General features: G+C 70.0%; 16 protein-coding genes and 5 pseudogenes. 12 read left to right on the plus strand and 9 right to left on the minus strand.

The window, feature by feature from the left end; translation table 11 throughout:
- Positions 1-204 precede the first annotated feature (204 nt).
- Positions 205-875, plus strand: a pseudogene (locus ACIQGQ_RS33005) (transposase family protein).
- Between the two features lie 11 nt (positions 876-886).
- Positions 887-1072, plus strand: a pseudogene (locus ACIQGQ_RS33010) (transposase); the annotation flags it as partial.
- A 21-nt stretch (positions 1073-1093) separates the two neighbouring features.
- On the opposite strand, the pseudogene ACIQGQ_RS33015 reads toward ACIQGQ_RS33010, so the two are convergent.
- A pseudogene (locus ACIQGQ_RS33015) lies at positions 1094-1240 on the minus strand (tetratricopeptide repeat protein); the annotation flags it as partial.
- A 294-nt stretch (positions 1241-1534) separates the two neighbouring features.
- On the opposite strand from ACIQGQ_RS33015, the gene ACIQGQ_RS33020 reads away from it, so the two are divergent.
- Positions 1535-2323 carry a transposase gene (locus ACIQGQ_RS33020; RefSeq protein ID WP_402403024.1) on the plus strand — a complete coding sequence of 263 codons (789 nt, stop codon included), beginning with the start codon at positions 1535-1537 and terminating at the stop codon, positions 2321-2323.
- 178 nt (positions 2324-2501) lie between these two features.
- Here ACIQGQ_RS33020 and ACIQGQ_RS33025 read toward each other — a convergent pair whose 3' ends face one another.
- The 3 genes from ACIQGQ_RS33025 to ACIQGQ_RS33035 all read right to left on the minus strand — a co-directional run bounded on the left by ACIQGQ_RS33025 (position 2502) and on the right by ACIQGQ_RS33035 (position 4630).
- Positions 2502-2933 (minus strand): hypothetical protein, encoded by a 432-nt coding sequence (locus ACIQGQ_RS33025; RefSeq protein WP_402403027.1) that lies wholly within the window; start codon positions 2931-2933, stop codon positions 2502-2504.
- Between the two features lie 347 nt (positions 2934-3280).
- Positions 3281-3913, minus strand: a complete 633-nt coding sequence (locus tag ACIQGQ_RS33030) for a hypothetical protein (RefSeq protein WP_402403029.1) — start codon at positions 3911-3913, stop codon at positions 3281-3283.
- Positions 3914-4321: 408 nt separating this feature from the next.
- Positions 4322-4630, minus strand: coding sequence for a hypothetical protein (locus ACIQGQ_RS33035; RefSeq protein WP_402403031.1), 309 nt, complete (start codon positions 4628-4630; stop codon positions 4322-4324).
- Positions 4631-4752: 122 nt separating this feature from the next.
- On the opposite strand from ACIQGQ_RS33035, the gene ACIQGQ_RS33040 reads away from it, so the two are divergent.
- The 4 genes and pseudogenes from ACIQGQ_RS33040 to ACIQGQ_RS33055 all read left to right on the plus strand — a co-directional run bounded on the left by ACIQGQ_RS33040 (position 4753) and on the right by ACIQGQ_RS33055 (position 7270).
- Positions 4753-5931: an alpha/beta fold hydrolase gene (locus ACIQGQ_RS33040; RefSeq protein WP_402403033.1), complete on the plus strand. Its 1179-nt coding sequence runs from the start codon at positions 4753-4755 to the stop codon at positions 5929-5931.
- A 49-nt stretch (positions 5932-5980) separates the two neighbouring features.
- Positions 5981-6100 (plus strand): annotated as a pseudogene (locus ACIQGQ_RS33045) (IS481 family transposase); the annotation flags it as partial.
- A 147-nt stretch (positions 6101-6247) separates the two neighbouring features.
- Positions 6248-6707 (plus strand): annotated as a pseudogene (locus ACIQGQ_RS33050) (hypothetical protein); the annotation flags it as partial.
- A 50-nt stretch (positions 6708-6757) separates the two neighbouring features.
- Entirely contained in the window at positions 6758-7270 is a 513-nt protein-coding gene (locus tag ACIQGQ_RS33055; RefSeq protein ID WP_402403036.1) for a transposase family protein, read from the plus strand.
- A gap of 576 nt (positions 7271-7846) precedes the next feature.
- Here the strand turns inward: ACIQGQ_RS33055 and ACIQGQ_RS33060 are convergent.
- The 5 genes from ACIQGQ_RS33060 to ACIQGQ_RS33080 all read right to left on the minus strand — a co-directional run bounded on the left by ACIQGQ_RS33060 (position 7847) and on the right by ACIQGQ_RS33080 (position 13017).
- Positions 7847-8764: an ABC transporter permease gene (locus ACIQGQ_RS33060; RefSeq protein ID WP_402403038.1), complete on the minus strand. Its 918-nt coding sequence runs from the start codon at positions 8762-8764 to the stop codon at positions 7847-7849.
- Positions 8765-8802: 38 nt separating this feature from the next.
- Entirely contained in the window at positions 8803-9750 is a 948-nt protein-coding gene (locus tag ACIQGQ_RS33065; protein ID WP_402403041.1) for an ATP-binding cassette domain-containing protein, read from the minus strand.
- A 103-nt stretch (positions 9751-9853) separates the two neighbouring features.
- On the minus strand, positions 9854-11143 hold the full coding sequence (locus ACIQGQ_RS33070) for an alpha/beta hydrolase family protein (RefSeq protein WP_402403044.1): 1290 nt from the start codon (positions 11141-11143) through the stop codon (positions 9854-9856).
- 171 nt (positions 11144-11314) lie between these two features.
- On the minus strand, positions 11315-12607 hold the full coding sequence (locus ACIQGQ_RS33075) for a methylaspartate mutase (RefSeq protein WP_402403047.1): 1293 nt from the start codon (positions 12605-12607) through the stop codon (positions 11315-11317).
- The gene (locus tag ACIQGQ_RS33080) at positions 12604-13017 is read right to left on the minus strand and encodes a cobalamin B12-binding domain-containing protein (RefSeq protein ID WP_402403049.1); all 414 of its coding nucleotides are present in this window, start codon (positions 13015-13017) and stop codon (positions 12604-12606) included. The genes ACIQGQ_RS33075 and ACIQGQ_RS33080 overlap by 4 nt, the downstream gene beginning before the upstream one ends.
- 475 nt (positions 13018-13492) lie before the next feature.
- Between ACIQGQ_RS33080 and ACIQGQ_RS33085 the strand changes: the two genes are divergently transcribed.
- The 5 genes from ACIQGQ_RS33085 to ACIQGQ_RS33105 form a co-directional block, all read left to right on the plus strand.
- Positions 13493-15208: a fatty acyl-AMP ligase gene (locus ACIQGQ_RS33085; RefSeq protein ID WP_402403052.1), complete on the plus strand. Its 1716-nt coding sequence runs from the start codon at positions 13493-13495 to the stop codon at positions 15206-15208.
- A gap of 93 nt (positions 15209-15301) precedes the next feature.
- On the plus strand, positions 15302-16999 hold the full coding sequence (locus ACIQGQ_RS33090; protein ID WP_402403054.1) for an acyl-CoA dehydrogenase family protein: 1698 nt from the start codon (positions 15302-15304) through the stop codon (positions 16997-16999).
- Entirely contained in the window at positions 16996-18792 is a 1797-nt protein-coding gene (locus tag ACIQGQ_RS33095; protein ID WP_402403056.1) for an acyl-CoA dehydrogenase, read from the plus strand. Before ACIQGQ_RS33090 ends, ACIQGQ_RS33095 begins: the two co-directional genes overlap by 4 nt.
- 79 nt (positions 18793-18871) lie before the next feature.
- Positions 18872-19144 carry an acyl carrier protein gene (locus tag ACIQGQ_RS33100; RefSeq protein WP_359286294.1) on the plus strand — a complete coding sequence of 91 codons (273 nt, stop codon included), beginning with the start codon at positions 18872-18874 and terminating at the stop codon, positions 19142-19144.
- Positions 19145-19289: 145 nt separating this feature from the next.
- The coding region (locus tag ACIQGQ_RS33105; protein ID WP_402403059.1) for an amino acid adenylation domain-containing protein at positions 19290-24323 on the plus strand (5034 nt) is incomplete at its 3' end.

The following is a 24323-nucleotide window of genomic DNA, read 5'->3' on the forward strand; positions in this document are numbered from 1 at the left end:
GGCTCCAAGTCCAGGTGCCACAGGCCGAAGCGCCGGGCCGGGCGTAACACTGCCGGGAGCGGACGGCGGCGTGGCGGGAGGGGGCCAGCAGTGAGCCGTTTCCAACCTGACGGCGCTGGCCGCGTGTTGGGCGGGTCTACGGGACGACGAAGCTCCTGGTAGACGGGTTCACGATCAAGATCCGCCGTCTGCCAGGAGCTTCGCGTGCTTGTCCACCCGTCGTCGATCGACCTGTCCAGTCGCACCCCGCGGTACCTGACCGGACGACTTGCTGTGCGGCGAGGGGAGATCGGGACCCGGTGGCGGCGTCTGACCGCCGGCCGTCAGACTCTCCCCGCCCCGGCCCATCTGCGGTGCGGTGACACCTACGCCCAGCTTGCCGCCGGGATCGGGATCGGCATCGCGACCGCGTACCGCTACATACGCGAAGCCGTCGACCTGCCGGCCGCGCTCGCACCCACCCTGGCCGAGGCGATGCGCGTCGCGCGGACCAAGGCGTTCATGATCCTGGACGGCACCCTGCTGCCGATCGACCGGATCGCCGCCGACACCCCGCACTACTCGGGCAGACACAAACGTCACGGCATGAACGTCCAGGTCCTCACCGACCCGTTCGGCCGCCTGCTGCGGACCTCACCCGCGCTTCCCGGATCCACCCACGACCTGACCGCCGCCCGCACCCACGGCATCGTCGACGCACTCACCGACGCCGGCAGCGCCGCCACAACAGCACACACGCCAAGATCCGCTGCCTCGGCGAGCAGGCCATGGCCACCCTGAACGGCTGGCGCCTCCCACGGAAGCTCCGCTGCAGCACCACCCGCATCACAGCGATCTTCCAGGCCATCCTCGTCCTTCACCACGCGTCAGCGTGAGGTTGGAAAGGGCTCACGGATCCGGCCTCGGCAAGACCAGGTGGGTCGTCGAGCGCACCTTCGCCTGGCTCCATCAGTTCAAACGCCTGCGGATCCGCTACGAGATACGAGCCGATCTCCACCTCGGACTACTCCAACTCGCCTGCAGCATCATCTGCTTGCGAAGACTCCGAACCTCATTTCGAAATGATCAGTAAGCCGAACTCATTCTGAAATGATCAGTTAGGATCCCCAGAACCACGCTCTGCCGACCGCCGCAAGGACAGGACATCACGAGCAGAACGAGTGTCGGGGTGTTCGTTGCCGAGGAGCCGCTCGCGGTCGGTGAGGACGCGCTCTTCGATTTCAATGGCTTCGGTGAACCGCTGCCGGTTCCTTGAGGATCACTGGCGCCGGTTCGGCGTCAAGCGGCTCCGCCGCATCCTAGGCATCGCCCGCTCGGGCTTCTGCCGCTGGCGCCGCGCAGCCCCGGATCGCTCGGCCAGGCAGAGCGCCGGTGAGCGGCTCGCGGCCCGGATACGCAAGGTCTGCCGCAATTTTGACGGCGCCTACAGAGTCCCGGGAGTTGCTGCCAAGTTCCGCGACGAGGGCGGTCAGCTGGCTGGGCGGTCGGTGACAGGCGTGTCGCCCGGATCATACGCGCCATCGGCCTTGAGGGTGTGTGTCTGCGGCGCCAGCACCGCACCGCCGTCCCGGACTCGGCCGCGGCGGCACCGGATCTGACCGGCCGGGACTTCACCGCCGGGATTCCGAACACGAAGTACGTCGGCGGCATCACCTGCCTGGGCGTCGGCAGCGGGAGGTTCTGCTACCTCGCGACCGTCATCGGTCTCTGCTCACGGCATTCGGCCGGGCGGGCGATCGTCGACCGCATGCACACCAAGCTCGTCACCGACACCCTGGCGGCGGCCGGGTGGATTCGCGGCAGCCTCGCCAGAGCCGTGATGCACGCCGGTCACGAGGCCCAGTGTACGAGCCGGGCCTTCACCGACGCCTGCACGAGCAAGCTGCACCTGGCCGTGGAGCAGAAGCAGAGGCCCATGTCGATCACGGTCACGGCCGGGCAGCGCGGGGACTCGCCGCAGTTCGAACCCGTGCTGGAGAAGGTCCGCGTGCCCCGCATCGGGCCGGGGCGGCCACGCATCCGTCCCCACCGGGTCCGCGCCGACAAGGCGTACGCCGCTCGTAGAAACCGCGCTTACCTGCGCCGCCGCGGAATTCTCTGCACCATCCCGGACAAGGCCGACCAGGCACGCAATCGCCAGAAGCTCGGCTCCCGCGGCGGCCAACCACCACATTTCGACCCAGCTGACTACCGCAAGCGTGACGCGGTCGAGTGCGGGACCAACCGCCTCAAGAGGCACCGCGCCATCGACACCCGGTACGACAAACTGGCGGTCCGCTACGAGGCGACCGTCCTCATCGCGGCCATCAACGAGTGGCTGTGATCGGCACCCCGTTGCTAGGGGGTGTCTGACAAATGCCTGCGGCGTCGCGGGGTCCGGCACGCACACTCGCGGCGTTGCCGAACCGCCCACGTGGCTCCGCCACGCAGACGCCCCGGCGCCTTGCGATCGCACGCACCGGACCCCGCTCCTTCACCCGCACTCATTTATCAGACACCCCCTAGAGCTCGTAGTCCTGGGCCAGCTCCCCCCAGGGAATGCTGCGCAGCACAAGGTCGGCGTCCTCGCCCGACGGGACGTCCAAGCCGGCCTGGAACCAGACCACGGTGAGAGCGGAACGGTGCAGCACCGAGTCGAGCTCTGGGGCGACCGCCGTCGAGCGGAAGGCCCCGATGCAGGCCACGGAAGGCAGCACCTCAACGGGGCCGAAGGCGCCGGCGGTCTGGTCCGGGTACTCACAGGAAGGTGGCACCAGATGGACCGGCGTGGAGGGGAACGCGCGTTCAGCCTGCCGCTGGAGGCCCCCGACCTTCATGTCATTGATGGGCTTGCAGGGGTAGCCCTCCAGCATCCCTCCGTAGGTCGAAGACATTCGCAGCTCGGTGAGCTCGATCGAACGTCCGGACAAGAGGGTCAGGTGGCTCAGCGACATGCCGACACCATATGCACTAGATCCACTTTCGATGCACGGCCTATTGATCAGAAGCTCATGGGGTTCTCGTCCAGGACGTAGCGGACGTGCGGACTGCTGAAGTAGTTGCGGACGATGTGGGCCGGCGCCAGCAGCAGCGGAAGAATCGACGGGGCTCGGCGGCGAGCTCGGCCTGATCGCGGCCTCGGTGCTGCCTGAGCAGGCTGTGCTTGAGGTCCACGTTGACCAGCCCGTCAGGGTTGAGCTCGGGCGAGTGCGGAGGCAGGAAGCGCAGCTCGGCAGCACCGGGACGACAGGGTGACCGGCCGGGGTGAGCGTCCACGGTTCGCCGCTCGTGCCCATGCGCGTCACCAGGCGAATTCGTCCGGTTCGAAGCCCACGACGGCGGCGGCGAGCCAGAAGAACATGATGAAGACCGCACAGATGATCTGCCAGACAAGGTCGGCGATGTCCGTGCCGGGCCTCGGGCCGAGAGCGGGGCGCACTCTGCTCCGCGGGTCGATGGTCATCAGGTACTCCTTGCCGACCTCCAGCTCCCTTGCGGTGACGGACAGATCACGCTGTCGGGGGTTTCCCGGGGAGGAGACGGCGTAGGTGTACACGCCGGGGCTTCCGTCGCTCGGGTTGGGCATGGTGGAGCCGGTCTCCTTCTGTATGAGGCCGTAGACCTCCCGGCCCCGGTCGTGCAGGGCGCTGGAGGCGAGGTACTCCATGTGCGTCGCGCAGAAGAACATGGCCGCGACCGCGGCCAGCAGCCCCCACGAGGCCCCGATCCCGGCGCCCCTGCGCGCGAACGCGACAGCACAGCCCACGACGATGCCGGCCCCCGCGATCAGGAGGAACGCCCACCCGCCGTTCCTGGTGTAAAAGGCGCGCCCGAGGTACATGAGCAGCCACAGCGTCAGCAGTCCCGCAGCGGCTCCGACCACGATGCCCGCGCACAGCCGACCACTCGGAACCCGTGTGCGACGTCTGGACATGGACGGCCTCCCCCGCTTCCCCGACAAGCCGGTCCGGCCCGCGCGGATCCCATGGACTCATGGTTTCCCGGCACGAGTCCAGGTTTTATGGGCTGTGCCCGGACAGGACGGCCGTCACCCCGGCGAGGGGGCGGCGGGCCGTGCGTCCGCTACGTCCTGGACAAGAACCCCATGAGTTTCTGGTCGACAGAGGTGGGGCGGAATTCAACGGCGTGACACTCCGCCGAGCACCGTTACCGAGCCGTGATCATCCGGCGGGCGCCGCGCAGAGTTCGGAGACGATCGCGAACGACGTCGTCACCATCGGCACCGCCATGGCCGGCGGCATCACCGCGTGCGTGGTCCGGCCGTGCGCCATCCCGTTGCGGATCTACCGGCCATGGTCGAGGTACTCCGCCTGCCGGGCCGTCAGGGTGCCCCGTCGGCGCCCTGCTTGATGAGCTGGTGCAGCGGCTTCTTGCCCGCGCCCGGGATCCGGTCGCGCAGCACGATCTCCACCGCGATCAGCGAGTGCATGACCGCCACGGTGGAGAACTCGTAGCAGTAGTACGACTGGCGCAGCAGCTCGCGTGCCGTACGCAGGACCGTCGCCGCGGCCTCGGGAGCCCCGTCGGGCACGACCAGGTCCTCCACGAGGCCGTGCATGTCGGCGTAGCCGGTGACGAAGAGGTGGGCGCGTTCGTCCGGGACGGGGAACGGCAGGCGCTGCGTGGTCATCCCCGAAGTCTCTCAGCGGCACGCCCCGTTGTGCTGGCCGGAGAGGTTGATTGGGTTGTCGAAGCCGCGGTCGGCTGACGATCGCTTGACCTGTACCGGGGTTCAAGGGCGAGGCTTGAGGCATGAGTGAGGCAGATGAGCTGTTTGGTATCGCGGAGGTCTCGGCGTGGATCGGTCTGGAGCCCGACACGTTGCGGTACTTCGAACGTCAGGGGGTTGTACCGTCTCCACGGCGCGACAGTGCGGGGCGTCGCCAATACACGACGGCCGACGTCGAGCTGATCCGCATGCTGGTTCATCTCCGTGAGACGGGGATGCCACTGGCCGATATCGCGCAGTTCACAGGCGCTGACGACAAGGTGGCTGATCCGGCCAGGCTCCGAGTGGAGTTGCTGACGGCTCATCGCCGGCGCGTCCGCGATAGGCGCGAGGAACTGGACCGTGCGCTCGATGTGATCACTCGGAAGATCGCGGACTTCAGTGATCGGATCACGAGTTCGGTGGACTTTCTCGACCGACCGGACTGCACGATTGCCTTCGGTGTCCAGGGTGAGGGGCCACTGCTGTTCCTCGTCGGGGCGCCGGCCGGGCGGGCCGGTTTCGCGGCGCTGGCTCATGAGCTTGCAGGCCGGTTCACCGTCGTCACCCACGATCCGCGTGGTATCGGTGCCAGCCGTGCGGTCCCGGGGATGGCCGCGCCCACGCCCCAGATCCTTGCCGAGGACCTTGCTGCGCTTGTCGACAGGTTCACCGGAGGGCCCGCCCTGTTCGTCGGTACCAGTGGTGGTGCCGTGACGCTGCTGGAGCTGGGCAAGCAGCGCCCTGACGTGGTCGGCCGGGCCGTCTTGCATGAGCCGCCCCTTGTGTCCCTCTTGGATGACACACACCTGACTGGCCGAGCCGCCGCAGCGTTCAAGACTGCAGAGGCTGATCCTCAGCGGGCGGCGCAAGAGTTCTTCGACCTCAGCGGCGCTGCCCACCGCACAGGACCAGATCAGACGCCTCCCGCCCATATGGCGCTACCCGAGCTACCGGTCGAGGAACTCGACAGGAACCGCTACTTCCTGGGGCGGATGGCCGGCCCCACGGTCTTCTACGTCCCCGACATCGAGGCCATCCGTCGCGTTTCGGTGACGCTGTGCGCTGGCTCGCTGAGCCATCACCAGATGGCGCGCCGGGCAACCCAAGCACTCGCTGAACTTCTAGAGCTACCCCTGATCGACATGCCCGGCAATCACCTCGGCGCAAGCGCCGAGCCGGCAGAGTTCGCTCACGTCCTCGGGCTCCTGCTCGAACCCTGAACACATCCCAGAGCCCCTCCTGGCCGAACGGCTAGGAAGGGGCCTTGCCATGTCGCACTGCAACGTCGCGCTGACTCCGCGCCACCGTCTGAAGGTCGCACGACTCGTCGTCGAGGATGGATGGCCTATCAGCGAGGTTGGCGCTCGGCTCCAGGTTGTCTGGCCTACCGGTCCCTTCACACGATTGATCAACGTCCTCAGCCAGTACAACTAGTGACAGATATCTCTGCAAGTCACACCAGGGGCGTCGCACAGCGTGGCAGGGCAGGGAGATGAGGCCACCACGATCAGCGGGCGGCCCGTACGTGAGGAGCCCCGCCGCAAGAAGGGAACGGTGAACACCCTGGCCGCGCTGAAGTCGACGGCCGGACCTCGGACAGCGCGGTGATGGTGCCCGCGCAGCCCAGCCCGACGGCGCACCGATCTACGTGATCCTCGACAACCTGTCCGCCCACAAGGGCGCCGCCCTCCGGCGCTGGGCGAAGAAGAACAAGGTCAGCCTGTGCTTTACGACCTACGCCTCGTGGGCCAAGCCGATCGAAGCCCCCTTCAGGCCACTGCGGCAGTTCACCATCGCCAACTCCAACCACCCCAACCACACGGTCCAGTCCCGTGTCCTGCACGCCTACCTGCGCTGGCACAACGCCAACGCCCGCCACCGCGACATCCTGACCGCCGAACGGAAGGAACGCGCCCGCATCCGCAGCGAGAAAGGCATCCGCTGGGGCGGACGTCCCCTTACGACCTCGTGCGTGATTGGCAGTGCCGATGGCTGACCTGTGTCGCTGGTCTGGGTGTGGTGGGGGTTGAAGCACGCAGGTTGATCATGTCGGAGCGTCGCGTCACGGGGCTTTCGACGTCCGTAATCGCTGATCCGGTGGCCGGGTTGGGGCCGGTGTGGCAGGCCCGAAGAGATGCCGAGCTGGCTGATCGTCCGCGTCGTCGGGCTGTGGGTGCGGGTGCGAAGTACAAGCTGGTCTTCGTCGACCGGCTCCTGGCAACCCTGGTCCACCTTCGGCACGGTGTCACTCACGACGACCTTGCCTGCTGGTTCGGTGTCGATCGCTCCACGATCACCCGCGCGGTGGGCGAGACCAGGCCCTTGCCCGCCGACCGAGGCTGCCGCATCGAGGGCGGACTGCGGCTGCGCACGCTCGCTGACGTCATTGCTCATCTCGGCGCCACCGGTCAGACAGCCCTGATGGACGCCACCGAAGTCCGGGTCCGCCGGCCATCAGCACGCCGCGGCGGACGCAGCCGTTTCATCTCCGGCAAGAGCCGCATCAACGCGATGAAAGCCCTCGTCCTCACCGACGAACGCGGACGACTTCTGTTCTGAGGCGAGGTACGAGCGGGACCAGTCGCCGACATCACCCAAGCCCGGGATGCCGGCCCGGTCGATCTCCTCGCCGACACCATCGACCTTCAGATCCTCGCCGACGCCGGCTACCAGCACCTGGCAGCACAGACCTACGGCCAAGTCGTCACGCCACCCCGCAAACGCCGCGGCAAACACCTCGAGCACCTGCAATGGCTCACGGCCCACCACGAAGCCGCCCGCTTCGCCCACTCCTCAGCACGCATCCCCGTCGAGCACGGCATCGCCCACCTCAAGAACCGGCGATCTCTGGCCCGCCACCACTCCCGCCGGAACAACCTCCCTCACACCATCCGGGCCATCGCCGGACTCCTGACCGACCAGCGAGCAACCCAACACAACACTCGCACTGCCCGCCACACACACGTGATCACAACACCAGCCGCTACCCCGGCACGACCTCACGCTAATCACACACGAGGTCGTAAAGCGGGATGTCGGATGCCTCAGGCAGGGTGTCTGGCCTCGGACACAGGTCACGCACCGACCGACCCCCGGGAGCGAGCCAACGCGAAGGCGGCTCCGCAGGCGTCGCGGTCAGTGCTTCGGTGGACGGCGGAAGCCGCGGACCGCGCAGGGGACGGCCAGGGACATCACCACGGCGCTGGTGGCCAGGGCGGACAGCACCCCGTTGCCCACCGGCTGGTCGAGTGCCAGGGCGCGGGTGGCGTCCACCGCATAGGAGACGGGGTTGAGCACCGCCACCGCGCGCAGCCACTCGGGCAGCGCGTCCAGGGGAACATACGCACTGGAGGCAAACATCAGCGGAAATAGGGTCAGTCCGCTGATGCTCTGCATGATGCGCGCACTGCGCAGCCAAGCACCCAGCGCGATAAAGACCCAGGTGAGCGAGGTGATGACCACAACGGCCAGCAGGAGTGCCGCGGTCATCCCAAGGAAGCCGCCGGCCGGCTCGAACCCGAACAGCAGCGCCGCGCACACCGCGAGTAGCACGATCTGGACCGTGGTGCGCAGTACGTCCGTCACTACGCGGGCCACGAGTACCCAGTGCAGTCCTATGGGGAGCGTACGGAAGCGGGTGACCACGCCGTTGTCCATGTCCCGGATCAGCTCGGAGCCGGAGCCGACCGCCGAGGTGATGCCGCTGGTGATGAGGATCGCTGGCATCAGGTAGTCGATGTAGTCCACCCCGGCGGGGAAGCGCGCGGGGTTGGCCAGGCTACCGAAGACCTGGCTGAAGATGACCAGCAGGATCAGCGGCTGGACCAGGACGAGCACGATCAGACGACGGTCGGCGACCAAGGCGTTCAGACTGCGCCCGGCGAGTACGCGGAACTGGGTGAGCCCGCTCGCGTGGTGCCAGCGTGGGGTGTTCCCGGTTGCGACGGCCGCGCGGGCGCCCGGGTCCTTCGAGTCGGTCGTCTGTGCCGAGTCCACTGTGCCGGGCGCAGCGGCCGTGGCGGTCGGGGACGACGCAGGGGATAGGGCAGCCATCGTGGCCTCCTCAATACGGTTGTTGCTCGGGAGCCGAGTCAGCGGGGGGTGGCGGCCGAGGTGAGGGCCAGGGAGAGGTAGACGTCGTCGAGCGACGGCTCGGAGAGGGTGAGGCCGCTGACCGGCACACCGGAATCGTCGACCGCGCGCACCACTCGAGCGAAGTCGGCGAAGACCGCCACCGGCACACTCACTGTGCCCTCCTGCGGAGCCTCCGCCGGGGCGAGGCCGGCCTCGCGCAGTGCGGCAGCAACGGCCTGGACGTCACCGCGCCGGATCACCGTGAGGTGGGCAGTGCGTTCACCGACCCTGGCCTTGAGCTCCACGGGGGTACCGGCCGCCACCACGGAGCCCTCGGCCAGCACGGCCACCCGGTGGGCGAGGCGTTCGGCCTCCTCCAGGTACTGGGTGGTGAGCAGCACGGTGGTGCCCTCACCGACCAGTTGCTCGACGATCTCCCACAGGGAGATCCGGCTCGCCGGGTCCAGGCCCGTGGAGGGTTCGTCGAGGAAGAGCACCTCCGGCCGGCCGACCAGGCTCGCGGCCAGGTCGAGACGGCGGCGCATGCCGCCCGAATAGGTGCGGCAGAGCCGGTCGGCCGCCGCCGAGAGATCGAAGGCCTCAAGAAGTTGCCCGGCCCGTTCCCTGGCCTGCTTGCTGTCGGCGCCGAGCAGTCGGCCGAGCAGAACCAGATTGGCCATGCCCGACAACTTCTCGTCCACCGACGCGAACTGACCGGTCAGGCCGATCCTTCCCCGGACCTCGCGGGCCTGCGACACCACGTCGTATCCGGCCACCGAGGCCCGGCCGCCGCTGGGCGGCAGCAGGGTGGTGAGGATGCTCAGGAGGGTGGTCTTGCCCGCGCCGTTGTGGCCGAGCAGCCCGAGCACGGTGCCGTCGGCCACATCGAGGCTGACTCCGCGCAGTGCCTCGACCCCGTCGTACGACTTGGTCAGCTGCTCGGTATGGATCACAGGTGTGCGCACAAGTCCCCCATATGTGTGGTCAGTTCATAGGCTGCCGGTTCATCGTCGGTTGGTTCATGGGCAGGCGGTTCGAGGCTGAGCGGGCCGTGCGCATGAACGGTGGTCAGACCGAAGGGAGGCGGTCGGGGCGCAGGGTGCGCTCGAAGAAGCCGACGGTGAGCCCGCGCTGACGGTCGAGCATGGGCCCCGGAGCCGCCGCCCCGATCAGGTCGGCCACCCGGCGCGGGGCCGGCCCCGCGCCCCGCAGCAACTGCGGTAGCAGCGCCTGGAAGTCGGTGAACGAGTAGTGCCCAGTGCCCGCGAGCCGCTCCTCGGCCACGGTACGCGGCGAACGGTCGCGCAACTGTGCCGACAGCGTGCTGACCTCGGCCTCCGGAGCGGGCGTCGCATTCTGCGCGCCCCTCCCACCCGCCGAGCTCTGCGAGTTCTTCGCAGCAGTTGGAGCCGAGGACAGCATCAGGAACGGCCGGTCCAGGCCCCGCCGCACGGTGGAGCGCAGACCGGGCCATGCCTTGGCGGCAGAGGTCACCGAGAGTCCGTCGAGGTCCAGGCCCGCGTCGATCCTGTAGTCCCGTGCCATGGTCTCGGCCGTCGTGACACCGCCTGCGGAGTGGCCGAACATACCGATCCGGCTCAGGTCGAGGGAGCGGGCCAGATCGCGGGGCAGCGGTCCGCCGGAGCCGCTCGCGGACCGGGCCAGCTGTGCCAGGACGAAACGGATGTCCTCGGCGCGTACACGCATCGGGCCGGCCAGACCCGTTTTCGTGCCCGAGCCCGCCGGACGCCCGGCTGCGATACGGCCACCGCCGAAGTCCACGCCGAATGCCTCGTAGGTGTGGTCGACCGTCACGACCACGAAGCCCCTGCTGGTCAGTTCCTCGACGAGCACGGTGCCCCAGCTGCGGCTCGTGGCGAAGCCGGGGGAGTACAGGATGACAGGCCGACGCCGGCCGGGATCGGCCACCGGGGCTCCGAGGGCCGCATGGGTGCGTACGGCCGCCCAGTCGACCCGGTCCGCAGGCAGCCCGAGCAGTCGGCCCGCGTTCTCGGCGAACCCCGCCACGAGACCGGGGGACATCCACGGGGCGCGCGGCAGACCGGCGGAGTGCGCGGCCGGGTACCAAACACCGGCCATCAGCTCGCGTGGTCCACCACGGGTGTAGGGGTCGGTCCGGCCGTGGTCGACGAGCCGTACGTCCTGGCGGCCTACCGCGTACCGGCCCGTGGGCTCCGGCAGGCGTAGCGGGGCACCGGTGGAATCCGCGGTCGCCGTACGGGCCGCGGGCCCGCTGTCGACCCTGTTCACGACGGATTGGACGCACAGGACGGACAGGAGAAGCAGAACGGTCACGAGCACGGACGTGGTCATGGCGAGGCGGCGGCTCAGGTGCATACCTCAAGCCTTCCTCACGCCTGCTGCCGTCACATCCGTCCGACGGCAGCCGCCGACCTGCGCGTTCGTCGGGTCCGCCGCATGCCGAACGGCGCTCGAACTGCGCCTGATCGACCCGTACGGACGACGTCGGACGACAGGTCTGGCTCAGGTGGTGCGATTGGCGTGGGCTCATGCGGCGCGCCCCCCTCCGGCGTTCCCGTCGTAGGTGCGGCTGACATATGTCAAGGAGTCCATGAGGCCCGCCGCGGTCAGCCTGGGCTCCTCCCCTCCGCCCGGCGCCGCGGTGAAGGGCAGGCCCGCCGTGTCCGCCCAGCGCAGTCTGCCGTGCTCGTCGATACGGCTGCGGGTCCGGCGAGGGTTGTCCGGGTGCAGACAGAACGGGACGTCGAGCAGCCCCTTGTCGAAGGCCCGGACCAGGGCGGTGCCCAGGTCCGGGTGGAGCTCCCGCACAGCGTGCACGATGCTGCGCGCCTCGGCGTAGATCCCGTCGCCGGTCCCCGGAGGACCGTTGCCGTCGCCCGCACCGTGCTCGGCGCCCGCCGCGCTGCGGGCGGCGAGTTCGAGGGCGGCGACGTTCTCCCCGATGGTGGGGATGCGGTGGGCCTCGGCGGCGGTCTTGACGATCAGCCGGGCCGCGCCGCCGCGGACCGCGAGCTCGGCGGCGGACGCGAGCAGCCGGTCAGCGCCTTCGGGGGTGACCGGATACAGGCCCATGTACGCGTACAGCACGATGTGCCGGCGGACCCCGGGCCCCAACTCCTCGGTGGCGAGCCGGTCGAGCGCGGCCAGCGCCTCGACGTCCTGGTCCTGGCTGGTCTGCTGGGCGTAGCTGAGGGACATACTGCGCAGGCCGTGCTGGGCGAAGAAGAGCCCTTCGAGGACGCTCAGCGCCACCAGCAGACTTGGCGGACACATCTGCCCCAGCATGCAGCCCCCGAACGACTCCAGGTGCGGCTGAGCTCCCGGCGCGTCCGACGCCGCGAGCAGTTCGCACCCCTCGGCCCAATCGCGTACAGACTCACGCAGCGGGGTGCGGCTGTAGGGCAGGCAGTACGAGACGGGGCCGCCTTCCGTGGCGTGCAGCCCGGCTGAGAGCAGCTCGGCGAAGATCTCCTGAGGGTGCGGCGAACCGTGTCTGACCTGGACGGGGAACGCGGGCCCGGCCACCTCGTCGAGCAGGGCGCGGGTGGCGTCGGCCCCGTGGGCGAGCAGCGGATAGCCGTTGAGCGGGGCGCCCTCGGCGAGCGCAGCCCGGGCTCCGGCGAAGTCACCGACCCGGGTGTAGCTGTCCAGGGTCACCGTGCCGACGGTGGTGGCGTCGGCCTCGGCGGTGCGCTGAAGGCCCTCGCGCATCAGCGCCCATGCTCCGAAGCCCATGCGGGGCTGCACCACCAGCTCGCTTCGGTCGCCAGCGCGGCTGATGAAACCGGCGAAGTCCTCTTCGCACGCTGGGGTGTTCATGCCGCCACGGCACAGCGCGCGGCCAGAAACCGGTCGAAGGCGACGAGGTCCCCGTTGTCGAAGACTGCGTCGAAGCCGGCGTCGAGAAGCCGACGCGCATAGCCAGCGTTGCGCAGCCCGTCGGTGCCGAGCTTGCCGCCGATCGCGACCGGCAGATGCCGCGCCGACGGCTCGGCGCGCAGCGCCGCGATGGCTCCGAGACCGTCGCGGAAGCCATGGCCGTTGACGCTGCTGAGGACCAGCAGCTCGGGTCGGCGGGCCCGGGTCGTGTTCACCAGAAGTTCATCCGGAACGCAGGCGCCGAGGTTGTGGACCTCGTATCCCCGCTCCTCCAGGAAGAGCTGGATGTAAATGAGATTCCAGGTGTGGGCATCGGACGAGGTCCCGGAAAGAAGTATGAGCGGCGCCACGATAACTATCCCCCGTTACATGTAGCAGCAGACTCGACGGGAGATTAGGAGGTGTCATCGACGGCTGTCAAGGAAGAGATTATGGCGATCATTTTGACCGGAATGGCGGACCGCGAAAACGAGACAAGTGGACGGATTCACCTTGTTCACGGGAGGGTTGGGGCCACTATAACTTTCGTCCAGGGTGACCTTGCCGAAAGTTAGTTGACATCCCCCTAGGGCCGGGCTTAGCTCGCCCTCGGCCTCGACGAACGGCCAACCGAGCACTCTCTAAATAGTGTTGACTCGAACTGGCGTGTCCACCTAAGGTCAATGAAGTGGACCTTAGCGATTGGCTCACCCATGACCTTTTGGGGGTTATTGCCCGGGTCCGCGAAGCCGCTCGGGGAGAGCTTTGCGCGGTAGACGTAAACGGGGAGGCTTGGCCACTGTGAGCGACAATTTCGCTGACGCCATACGCAGGAATTCAGTCGATTTGGGGAATCGCGAAGCGATTACCTTTATTCATGACCTGGATTCCTCCGGCGGATGGCAGTCCCTGACCTATACAGAACTGGACCGCCGGGCCCGCTCGGTGGCCTCGGCGCTCCTGGAGCGCTGCCGCCCCGGTGACCGGGCGCTGCTGCTCTACCCGGAGGGCCTCGACTTCGCCGTCGCCTTCGTCGGTTGCCTCTACGCCGGAGTGGTGGCCGTTCCGTCACCGCTGCCGGGCCGCTACAAGCACCACCGGCGCAGGGTGAGCGCCATCGCCACCGACGCCCGGGTGTCCGTCGTGCTCACCGATGCGCACAGCCTCGCCAGGGTGGAGGAGTGGGCCGTCGGGGCCGGCCGGCCCCGCTCGGCCGTCCTGGACACCGGAACAATCCAGACGCCGCCCCTGGACCCACAGGAGCTGCCCACGCTTGACACCGGCAGCGTCGCGCTGCTCCAGTACACCTCGGGCTCCACCGGTAACCCGAAGGGCGTGGTCATCACCCACGCAAACCTGGTGGCCAACGTCGACAGCCTCGGCCGCAGCTTCGGCCTGGACGCGGGCACCCGCTTCGGCTCATGGATCCCGCACTACCACGACATGGGCCTGATGGGCATTCTGCTGCCCCCGCTGTACTTCGGCGGCAGCTGCGTCCAGATGGGCCCCACCACCTTCCTCAAGCGCCCGCACTGGTGGCTGCGCATGGTGGACGAGTTCGACATCCACTGGACCGCCGGACCCAACTTCGCCTACGAGCTGTGCAGCCGGCAGATCACCGACGAGCAGCTCGCCGGACTCGACCTGTCCCGGCTGAAGTTCGCGTGCAACGGCTCGGAGCCCGTCCAGGCCGCCACCCTGACCGCCTTCGCCAAGCGCTTCGCCGCCACCGGGCTGCGCGCCGAGGCCCTCAACCCCAGCTACGGCATGGCCGAGGCCACCGTCTTCGTCTCCGGCTCCGGCCACCGCAAACCGGTCGTGGCGCGGGTCAACGAGGCACGCCTCGCCGCCGGCACACTGGAGCCGACCGCCATGTCCAGGAACGCGCGGGAGCTCATCTCCTGCGGCTGGCCTGCCGACTACGACGTCAAGATCGTCGACCCGAGGACCGCAGCCGAGCTGCCCGACGGGACCGTGGGCGAGATCTGGCTGCGCGGGCCGAGCGTCGCCCTGGGCTACTGGGGCAACGACGAGGCGACGGCCAGCACGTTCCGGGCGCAGCCGTCGGGCGGGGAGCAAGACGCGGCGGACGGCGGCTATCTGCGCACCGGCGACCTCGGCGCCGCCCTGGACGGCGAGCTGTACATCACCGGGCGGCTGAAGGAGATGCTGATCGTCCGCGGCCGCAACCTCTACCCGCAGGACATCGAGTACGAGGTCCGGTCCCACCACCCCGAACTGCAGGGCCTGTTCGGCGCGGCCTTCACCGTGCCAGTACGCGACGCCGACGGAGCCGAGGAGGACCTCCTGGTCCTCGTCCACGAACTGCGCGGCCGACGTACCGAGGACGAGCTCAAGGCCCTCGCCACCGCCGTGCGGCGCACCGTCGCCCAGCAGTTCGGCACGCACCTCGCCGGCCTGCAGCTGGTGCCGCGCGGGGCCGTGCCCCGCACCACCAGCGGCAAGATCCAGCGCCTCGGGGCGCGGGACGCCTTCCGCGCCCGAGAGGGAAAGCCCCTCTTCTCGGCCGTCGAAGCGCGTCTGGACCGGGCCATGTCCTGAGAGAGCAGGGGCGTACCACCACCACGCTCCGCATGCATACCCGTGCACACCTTCCACTCCACCCCACCGCGAGTGACTCTTAGGGATCTTCCAGTGCCGCATGCTTCTGCCCAGGACCTCGACCAGCACCTGCGATCCGCCGCCACGGGCGTCGGCCCCTTCACCCCCGCCGAACTGGCCGGACTCGACCGGCTCGAACTCTTCCCCGAGGACGCCTGCGCCGTTCTCGACGCCGTCGGCCTGCCCGCCCTCTACGCCGATGCACGGCACGGGGGCGCGCTGCGCGACCACCGCGAGCTCGTCGATTCGCTGCGTGTCGTGGCCCGCCACGACCTGACCGTGGCCGTTGCCCACGGCAAGACCTTCCTCGGCTCGGCCCCGGTTTGGGTCGCGGGAGCACCGGACCAGGCTGCGCGCCTGGCCGAGGCCGTCGCCGGGGGCGCCGTGGTGTCCTGGGCTCTGACCGAGGCGGGACACGGCAGCGATCTGCTCGCCGGCGAGCTCACTGCCCGTAGGGAGAAAGGCAGTTGGCGGCTCAACGGCGAGAAGTGGCTCATCAACAATGCCACCCGCGGCCGGCTGCTGTGCGTCCTGGCCCGCACCCGTGAGAACGGCGGCCCGCGCGGGTTCAGCCTCTTCCTCGTGGACAAGGGGCAGCTCGCGCCACATAGTTGGCGCGTCCTGCCCAAGGTGCCCACGCACGGCATCCGCGGCGCGGACATCAGCGGCATCGCCTTCGACTGCGCCCGCGTCCCGGACTCCGCCCTGGTCGGCGTCGAGGGCGCCGGCATCGAGACCGTCCTCAGAACGCTGCAGCTCACCCGCACCGTGTGCACCGCATTGTCGCTCGGTGCGCTCGACCACGGCCTGAATATCGCGGCCTCGTACGCCTCCGGACGCAACCTCTACGACCGAACGCTGGCCCGACTGCCGCGCGTGCGCCGCATCCTGGGCGAAGCCGTAGCGGCCCTGGCCACCGCGGAGGCCGTCACCACGGTTGCGGCCCGCTCGATCCACACACATCCCGAAGAGATGGCCGTGATCTCGGCGGTGACGAAAGCGTTCGTGCCGACGCTGGTCCAGGACGCGCTGGAGCGGCTCGCCGAACTCCTTGGCGTACGCGGCTTCCTGAGCGAGTCCTACGAAGAGGGTGCCTTCGCCAAGCTGGAGCGCGACCACCGCATCGTGGCGGTCTTCGACGGGTCCACCGCCGTCAACCGCAGCCTCATCATCGATCACTTCGCCCTGCTGACACGTGCCTGGAACGCGCGGAGCACCCTCAACGCGACCGAAGACCTCCCCGAGGAACCGGTGCCGCCGTTCGACCCTGCGCGGCTGCGGCTCCTGTCGATGCGGGGCTGCGGCCTGATCCAGTCGCTGCCCGCGACAGTGCGGCGCCTGAGCCGGAGCCCCGGCACCGACCGGCTGCCCGGGGGCGTCGCCCGAATGGCCGGGGACCTCGCGGCCGTCACCGAGTCCGTGCACGCAGGCATGGCCCAGCAGGAACGCAACGGCCGCTATGTGCCGCAGTCGGCCTTCGACCTGGCCGCGCGCTACGAGCTGTGCTTCGCGGGCGCCGCGGCGTTGCGGATGTGGCAGGAGAGTGCCCGCACCCCGTACGACGCGCTGTCGCTGCGCGCCTCTCTCACCACCGTGCTCGGCCGGCTCGGCCTGGAGGTCGACGAAGCCTGCCGCGCTGCCTACGACGGCCTCGCCGACCGGCTCCTAGACACCTCCGAACAGCTTCCGCCCTCGCCGCTGACAAGAGCTGAGCAGGAGAGCGCACTGTGACCACTTCACTCGGCCCCCACGCCCCCCTGAACCTTGCTACTCCCCCGGGACCGGACGCCGCCGGGACGGCCCGGCCCGGCCTGCCCGAGCGGCTCGACGCCCTCGAAGCCCGGCTCGGTGACCCTTTCGACACGGCCAACCCGCTCGGCTTCGGCCCGATTCTCGCGGCCGACGAACGCGGCGAGATGTTCGACGCCGGCGAGGAGGCCCTGCACGGATACGGCCTGGGCACCGAGTTCGTGCCCGCCGCGCTGGGCGGCCGGCTGACCCGGCTCGACCACCTCGTCGAGATCATGCGTTCCCTTTACCGCCGCGACCCCTGCCTCGGCCTCGGCTACGGCGCTGCTTCCTTCATCGCATCAGTCAACCTGTGGACCGCCGCCAACGCGGAGCAGCGCCGGGCCGCCGCGGACCTGTTCCTCGGCAACAAGCGCATCGCCGTCGCCTACCACGAGCTGGCCCACGGCAACGACATGGCCCGCACCGAGTTCACCGCCCTGCCCGACGGGGACCGGCTGCTGCTCGACGGTCGCAAAGAGGTCGTCACCAACCTGCGGCGCGCGGAAGCCGTTGTGATCTTCGCTCGCACCTCGTCGGCGCCCGGCAGCCGCAGCCACTCGCAGCTCTTCCTCGACAAGTCGGACCTGCCCGCCGACCGCTACCGCGACCTTCCCCGCTTCCGCACCACCGGCATGCGCGGAGTCCAGCTCGGCGGCATCGAGTTCGACCGTTGTCCGGTGCCCGCCAGCTCCTTGCTCGGCGCGCCGGGACAGGGTCTGGAGACCGCGCTGCGGTCGTTCCAGATCACCCGCACCACGCTCGTGTCGATGTTCACCGGCATCGTCGACACCGGTCTGCGCACCACGCTGCGCCACACCCGCGACCGCAGGCTGTACGGCCGCGCCGCGCTCGACCTGCCGCATGTGCGCTCCGTCCTCACCGGCGTCTTCACCGACCTGCTCACCGCGGACTGCTTCGCGACCGTCGCCACCCGGGCCCTGCATCTGCTGCCGGCCCAGACCCCCATCTACGCCCAGGCCGTCAAGTACTTTGTCTCCAAGGCCCTGATGGACGCCATGACCCGGCTCTCCTCCGTGCTCGGCGCGCACTTCTACATCCGCGAGGGCGGCACGGCGATCTTCCAGAAGCTGCTGCGGGACATCCAGCCCGCAGGCTTCGGGCACGCCGCTCGCGCCGCCTGCCAGGTCTCCCTGATGCCCCAATTGCCCCTACTGGCCCGCAGGTCCTGGCTTCCGGAGGCCGACGGCGCCCCGGCCGCGCTCTTCATCCCGGGAGGCGAGCTTCCGCCGCTCGACTTCAACGCGCTCGCGCTGAGCGCTGCGGGACGCGAGCAGCTCAGCTCCTCGCTGGCCGCCGGACTCGCCGCCATGCCCGCCAACGACTCGCAGGCCAGTCGGCAACTGAGGTCGCACGGGGAGCACTTCGTACAGGAGCTGACCCAGCTCGCCGAAGCGTGCGCCGCCCTGTCGCCCGCAGAACTCTCCGTCACCGCGAGCTCGGCCACCTACGACCTCACCACCCGCTACGTACGCGTCCTCGTCGCCGCCTCCTGTTTCGAGACATGGCGGCACGCCCGCGCGTCCGGCGACTCCTTCCTGGGCGACGCCACCTGGGCCGCCGCAGCCCTCCACCAGCTGCGCACCCCGCTCGGTGCCCCGCCCGCCGGGCTCCCCGAACACCTCGAGGAGCCGCTGTGGCAGGAACTCATTCGACGGCACGAGGAGTCCGTCTCGTTCGGCCTGCTGGAGCGGCGGCTGTCTGCCACCAGCTAGGGCCGCCGACCCGTACGACCTCCTTCTCCCTCTCCCCCAGCACTTCCGTCCGTACGTCCACCATGCCCCGGAGGCAGCCATGCCCGAGAACCAGACCACCGACTACGACCCGCAGGAACTGCGCGACTGGCTCGTCGGCCGGATCGCCGTGCACCTGAGAACGGACGCCACCGAGATCAAGCCCGACGTGCCGCTGAGCGACTACGGGCTCGACTCGCTGTACGCCCTGTCGGTCGCCGCCGAGATCGAGGACCGTGTCGGCTTCCCGGTCGACCCGACGATGCTGTGGGACCACCCCACGATCGACGCGCTCACCGCGGCCATCGGCGAGGAGCTGGCCGCGGCGGCCTGAGCAGGCCGCCGCCGCGCCGCCGGCCCCGGCCGATCAACGGTCCGGCGGCGCATGAAGACACACCGAGCCACCCTGAAGACGGCTCGTTCGCAAGGACTGACAGCTCGTTCGTAGTGGGGGATGGAAGCAAGTGTCCGATATACGTATGACCCGTCGCGCCGTCTCCACCGCGCAGGCCGGGATCTGGGTGGCCCAGCAGCTCGATCCCCGTAACCCCTTCTACAACTGCGCCGTCGCCTTCACCCTGACCGGCCCCCTCGACCACCACGCCCTCGCCCGCGCCGTCGACCGGGCGGTGGCCGAGACCGACACGCTGCGCAGCCGCTTCGACGAGGAGCAGGGCCGACCCCAGGTCACCGTTCTGGCCGCGGACCAGGCACAGCTCACCACCGTCGGCCTCAGCGGGAACACCGACCCGGCAGCCGCGGCCGACGCGTGGATGCACGCCGATCTGGCCCGGCCGGTCGACCTCGGCAGCGAACCGCCGTACGCGCACGTCCTGTTCACCCTCGCCGGGCAGCGGCACATCCTCTATTTCCGCTACCACCACATCGTGCTCGACGGCTTCGGGCAGTACCTGTACTGCCGTAGGCTTGCCGAGCTTTACACCGCGTACGAAAGCGGCGCCACCCCCGCACCAGGCGCCGCCGCGCCGCTGGCAACCCTCCTCGACGACAACGCCGCCTACCGTGCCTCGGCGGCTCATGAGGCAGACGCCGCCCACTGGCGCGGCGAATTCGCCGAGCTGCCAGCCAGCACCCCCCTCGCCGGGCACACCGTGCCGGCCGGACCGAGCGTCGTGCGCCGCACGTGGCTCGCCCAGGACCGGGTCGACGCCCTCCTCGGCGCTGGGCGCGCGGCGATCGGCGGCTGGTCAGCCACCGTCGTCGCGGCCACCGCCGCCTATCTGGCGCGGCTCCAGGACACCTCCGAAGTCCTGGTCAACCTGCCGCTCGCCGCCCGCCGTACGAGCGCCGAACTCCTCACACCCGCCATGCTCGCCAACGAGCTGCCGCTGAGGCTGGCCGTCGGGCACGCCACCACCTTCGCCGAACTCGTCGCGCAGACCCGCGAGAAGATCCGCCTCGCCGTGCGCCACCAGCGCTATCGCCGCGCCGACCTGCGCTCCGACCTCGGCCTGGCCGGGCACGACAGCGCCCTGACGGCGCCGCAGGTCAATGTGATGGCTTTCGAGAAGGAGACCCGGTTCGGCTCCCTGGCCGCCGAACGCCACCAGCTGTCCACGGGCCTCGTGGCCGACGTCAACATCAATGTGTACCGGGCGCCGGGCGGCGCGGACGGTCGGCAGCCGGGCATGCAGCTGGAGTTCCACGCCAACGGGGCGGCCTTCGACATCGCAGACCTGGCACGCCACCAGGAGCGGTTCCTCGCCTTCCTGGAGCGGGCCACCGCCCAGGACTCCCGGCCGCTCGCAGCCCTGGACGTGCTGGCCCCCGGCGAGCGTGAACTGGTCCTCGACAGCTGGAACGAGACCGGGACCCGGGCCGCCGCGAGGTCCGAGGCCGGGAGCGGACCCGAGACCCTCACCACCCTCTTCGAAGCCGCCGTCGCCCGCACTCCCGACGCGCCCGCCCTCCACCACGACCTGGGCACCCTCACCTACGCGGAGCTCAACGCGCGGGCCAACCGGCTGGCCCACCACCTGATCGCCCAGGGCGCGGGACCCGAGAGCTACGTGGGCGTGGCCGTCCCGCGTTCCGCCGACATGATCGTCGCGGTGCTCGCCGTACTGAAGTCCGGCGCCGCCTACGTGCCGATCGACGCCGCATACCCGGCCGACCGCATCGCACGGATGCTGAAGACCGCCCGCCCTGCCCTCATCCTGACCACCGAAGCACTGGCCGCCCGCCTCCCGCTGCACGACGCCCGCGCGCTCGCGCTCGATACCCTGGATCTGACCGGCCTGCCGGGTCTGCGCGAGGACAACCCCACCGACGGCGACCGCACGGCGCCGCTGACCGGCGACAGCCTGGCGTACGTCATCTTCACCTCCGGCTCCACCGGCCGGCCCAAGGGCGTTCTCGGCGTGCACACCGGTGCCGTCAACCGACTGCGCTGGTTCCACGAGGCATTCCCCTTCCGTAGCGACGAACCGGCCCTCGCCAAGAGCTCGTTGAGCTTCGTGGACGGCACCACCGAGTGGTTCGGGCCGCTAGTCCACCACGCCCCTGTCGTGCTCGCCGGACCGGACGCGGCCCGCAGCGCCACCAGCCTGACCTCGCTCGTCCAGCGGCACCGCGTCGGCCGCGTCACTTTGGCGCCCAGCCTGCTCGACGCCCTGCTCGACAGCGACCAGGACGGCGCGCTGCGGTCCTGCACGCTCTGGGTGACCAGCGGCGAGGAGCTGCCGCGCGGCCTCGCCCGCCGTTTCGCCGAGGAACTGCCCGGAGCCCGGCTGCTCAACCTGTACGGATCGTCGGAGGCGAGCGGCGACAGCCTATACGCGCTGTGCGGATCCGGCGACGTCACCATCGGCCGCCCCATCGCGAATACCCGCGCCTACGTGCTCGACGCCCGGCTGCGCCCGGTCCCCGTCGGCGTCATCGGGGAACTCCACCTGGCAGGCGACGGCCTGGCCCGCGGCTATCTGGGCCGGCCCGATCTGACCGCCGGCCGTTTCGTCGCCAACCCCTACGGACCGGCCGGGACCCGTATGTACCGCACCGGTGACCTGGCCCGCTGGACCGAGGAAGGCACCCTCGAATACCTCGGCAGGACCGACCACCAGGTCAAGGTCCGCGGCTTCCGAATCGAGCCCAGCGAGATCGAGGCGGTGCTCAGCGCACGCCCAGAGGTCCTCCGGGCCGCCGCCGTGGTGCGCGAGGACCGGCCCGGCGACAAGCGGCTCGTGGCGTACGTCGTGCCCGCGAACCCCGGGCACGACGGCCCCGATGTGGCCGCGCTGCGCTCCGCCGTGGCCGATGCGCTCCCCGACTACATGGTGCCGTCCGCCTTCGTCATCCTGGACGACCTGCCCCTCAACCCCAACGGCAAGCTGGACCGCGCCGCACTGCCCGCGCCCCGTTTCACCTCCACCGGCGAAGGGCCGCGCACCCCCCGCGAGGAGCAGTTCTGCGCCTTGTTCGCGGAAGCGCTCGGCCTGGAGTGGGTCGGCGTCCACGACAGCTTCTTCGACCTCGGCGGTGACAGCGTCCTCGCGCTCCGCCTGGTGAGCAGGGTCCGCCGCGCGGGCCTCGCGCTCGCCGCCCGCGACGTCTTCGTGCACCGCACCGTCGCCGCCCTCGCCGCAGCCTCGACGGACACGGCGGACGCGGCGACCACCGCCGACCCGGCGTACACCGTCACCGCACCCTTGGGCGCGGAGGAGCTCGCCGGCCTCCAGCTCCCTTCAGGCAGCGCGGTGCTGCCGCTCACCCCTCTCCAGGAGGGCATGCTCTTCCACAGCGTCTACGACGAGGCCGCAGCCGACCTCTACACCGTCCAGGCCGTGCTCGACCTCGGCGGCACACTCGACACCGGAGCCCTGCAGAACGCTGCCAAGGCTCTGCTCGCCCGCCACGACGCCCTGCGCGTGTCCTTCCGCCACGAGGGCCTCGCCCGCCCCGTCCAGGTGGTGCGCGCCACCGCCGAACCGGCCTGGCGCACGGCGGACGCCGCCGCCCCCGGGACCCTTGAGGACCTGCTCTCCGAGGAGCGCTCCCGCCGCTTCGACCTCACCGGCCCGCCCCTGGTCCGCTTCCTGCTCGTCCGGCTCGACGGCGACCGCCACTGCCTCGCCCTGACCGCCCACCACACCGTCATCGACGGCTGGTCGCTGCCCGTGGTCGTACGCGAACTGTTCCAGCTGTACGCGGCACAAGGCGCCGGAAGCGAACCGCACGACCTGCCCCGCGTGCGCCCGTACCAGGACTACATGGGCTGGCTCTCGACCCGCGATCGGGAGGCCGCACAGCGGGCCTGGTGCGCCGTCTTCGCCGGATTCGACGAACCCGCGCTGCTCGGCGCCCCCCGCCCGGGCCGCACCCCCGTGGTTCCCGGGCGTCACCGCACCGCCCTGTCCTCTGAAGCCACCGCGCGCCTCGCCGAGCGGGCCCGCTCGCTGGGCGCGACCCTGAACTCGGTCGTCCGCGCGGCCTGGGGCATCGTCCTGGCCCGCCACCTCGGCCGCACCGACCTCGCTTTCGGCGCAACGGTCTCCGGGCGCCCCGCCGAACTCGACGGCGTCGAAGACATGGTGGGCCTGTTCATCAACACCCTGCCGGTACGGCTGCGCCTCGACCCGGCTGAGGAGCTGGGCGGCCTGATCAGCAGGCTCCAGGACGAGCAGTCCGCGCTGATCGAGCACCAGCACGTCGGCCTCATCGACGTACAGCGGTGGGCCGGAGTCGGTGAACTCTTCGACGCTTCACTGGTGTTCGAGAACTATCCGCTAGACCACGCCGCCTTGTCGGCCGTCGCCGCTTCAACCGGCCTGCACCTGGGCGACGCCCGGGCGCACGAGGGCGCCCACTACACGGTGAGCCTCGTCGTGCACCCCGGCGACAAGCTGACCTTCCGCCTGGACTTCCAGCCCGACCTGCTGGACGCCTCGACGGTCGAGGCTCTCGCGCAGCGGCTGGTGCGGGTCCTGGAGGCGGTGGTGGCCGATCCGTCCGTGCAGGTAGGCCGGGTGGAGGTGCTGTCCGCGGCCGAGCGCGAGCTGTTGCTCGGCGAGTGGAACGACACAGCGCGTGAGGTGCCGGCGGTGGCGCTGCCTCAGCTGTTCGAGGAGCGGGCGCGCCGGTCACCCGATGAGCTCGCCGTGGTGTGTGGCGAATCCGCCATCACCTACCGGGAGTTGAACGAACGGGCGAATCGGCTGGCCAGGGTTCTGGTGGCGTCGGGTGCGGGCCCGGAACGATTCGTGGCCGTGCGGCTGTCGCGTGGCGTGGACCTGGTGGTGGCGCTGCTCGCGGTGCTGAAGTCGGGGGCAGCGTACGTTCCCGTGGACCCGGACTTCCCGGCCGAGCGCATCACCTACATGATCGAGGACGCCCGCCCGGTCCTGGTGATCGACCAGGAGTGGCTGGCCGGGACGGATGTCCCCCCCGTCGATGCCGGGAACCTGGCGCCGGTGTCGATCGACGTGGCGGCGTACGCGATCTACACCTCGGGCTCGACGGGCCGCCCCAAGGGCGTCGTGATTGGACACAAGGCC

This window comes from Streptomyces sp. NPDC092952 (genome assembly GCF_044754785.1).
In the GTDB taxonomy this organism is placed as follows: domain Bacteria; phylum Actinomycetota; class Actinomycetes; order Streptomycetales; family Streptomycetaceae; genus Streptomyces.

What these genes read in the sequence shown, in the direction of transcription:
- ACIQGQ_RS33040 (WP_402403033.1), top strand. Translation starts at nt 4,753, where the DNA reads ATGAGTGAGGCAGATGAGCTGTTTGGTATCGCGGAGGTCTCGGCGTGG.
- ACIQGQ_RS33035 (WP_402403031.1), bottom strand. Translation starts at nt 4,630, where the DNA reads ATGACCACGCAGCGCCTGCCGTTCCCCGTCCCGGACGAACGCGCCCAC.
- ACIQGQ_RS33070 (WP_402403044.1), bottom strand. Translation starts at nt 11,143, where the DNA reads ATGCACCTGAGCCGCCGCCTCGCCATGACCACGTCCGTGCTCGTGACC.
- ACIQGQ_RS33030 (WP_402403029.1), bottom strand. Translation starts at nt 3,913, where the DNA reads ATGTCCAGACGTCGCACACGGGTTCCGAGTGGTCGGCTGTGCGCGGGC.
- ACIQGQ_RS33025 (WP_402403027.1), bottom strand. Translation starts at nt 2,933, where the DNA reads ATGTCGCTGAGCCACCTGACCCTCTTGTCCGGACGTTCGATCGAGCTC.
- ACIQGQ_RS33060 (WP_402403038.1), bottom strand. Translation starts at nt 8,764, where the DNA reads ATGGCTGCCCTATCCCCTGCGTCGTCCCCGACCGCCACGGCCGCTGCG.
- ACIQGQ_RS33055 (WP_402403036.1), top strand. Translation starts at nt 6,758, where the DNA reads ATGTCGGAGCGTCGCGTCACGGGGCTTTCGACGTCCGTAATCGCTGAT.
- ACIQGQ_RS33100 (WP_359286294.1), top strand. Translation starts at nt 18,872, where the DNA reads ATGCCCGAGAACCAGACCACCGACTACGACCCGCAGGAACTGCGCGAC.
- ACIQGQ_RS33075 (WP_402403047.1), bottom strand. Translation starts at nt 12,607, where the DNA reads ATGAACACCCCAGCGTGCGAAGAGGACTTCGCCGGTTTCATCAGCCGC.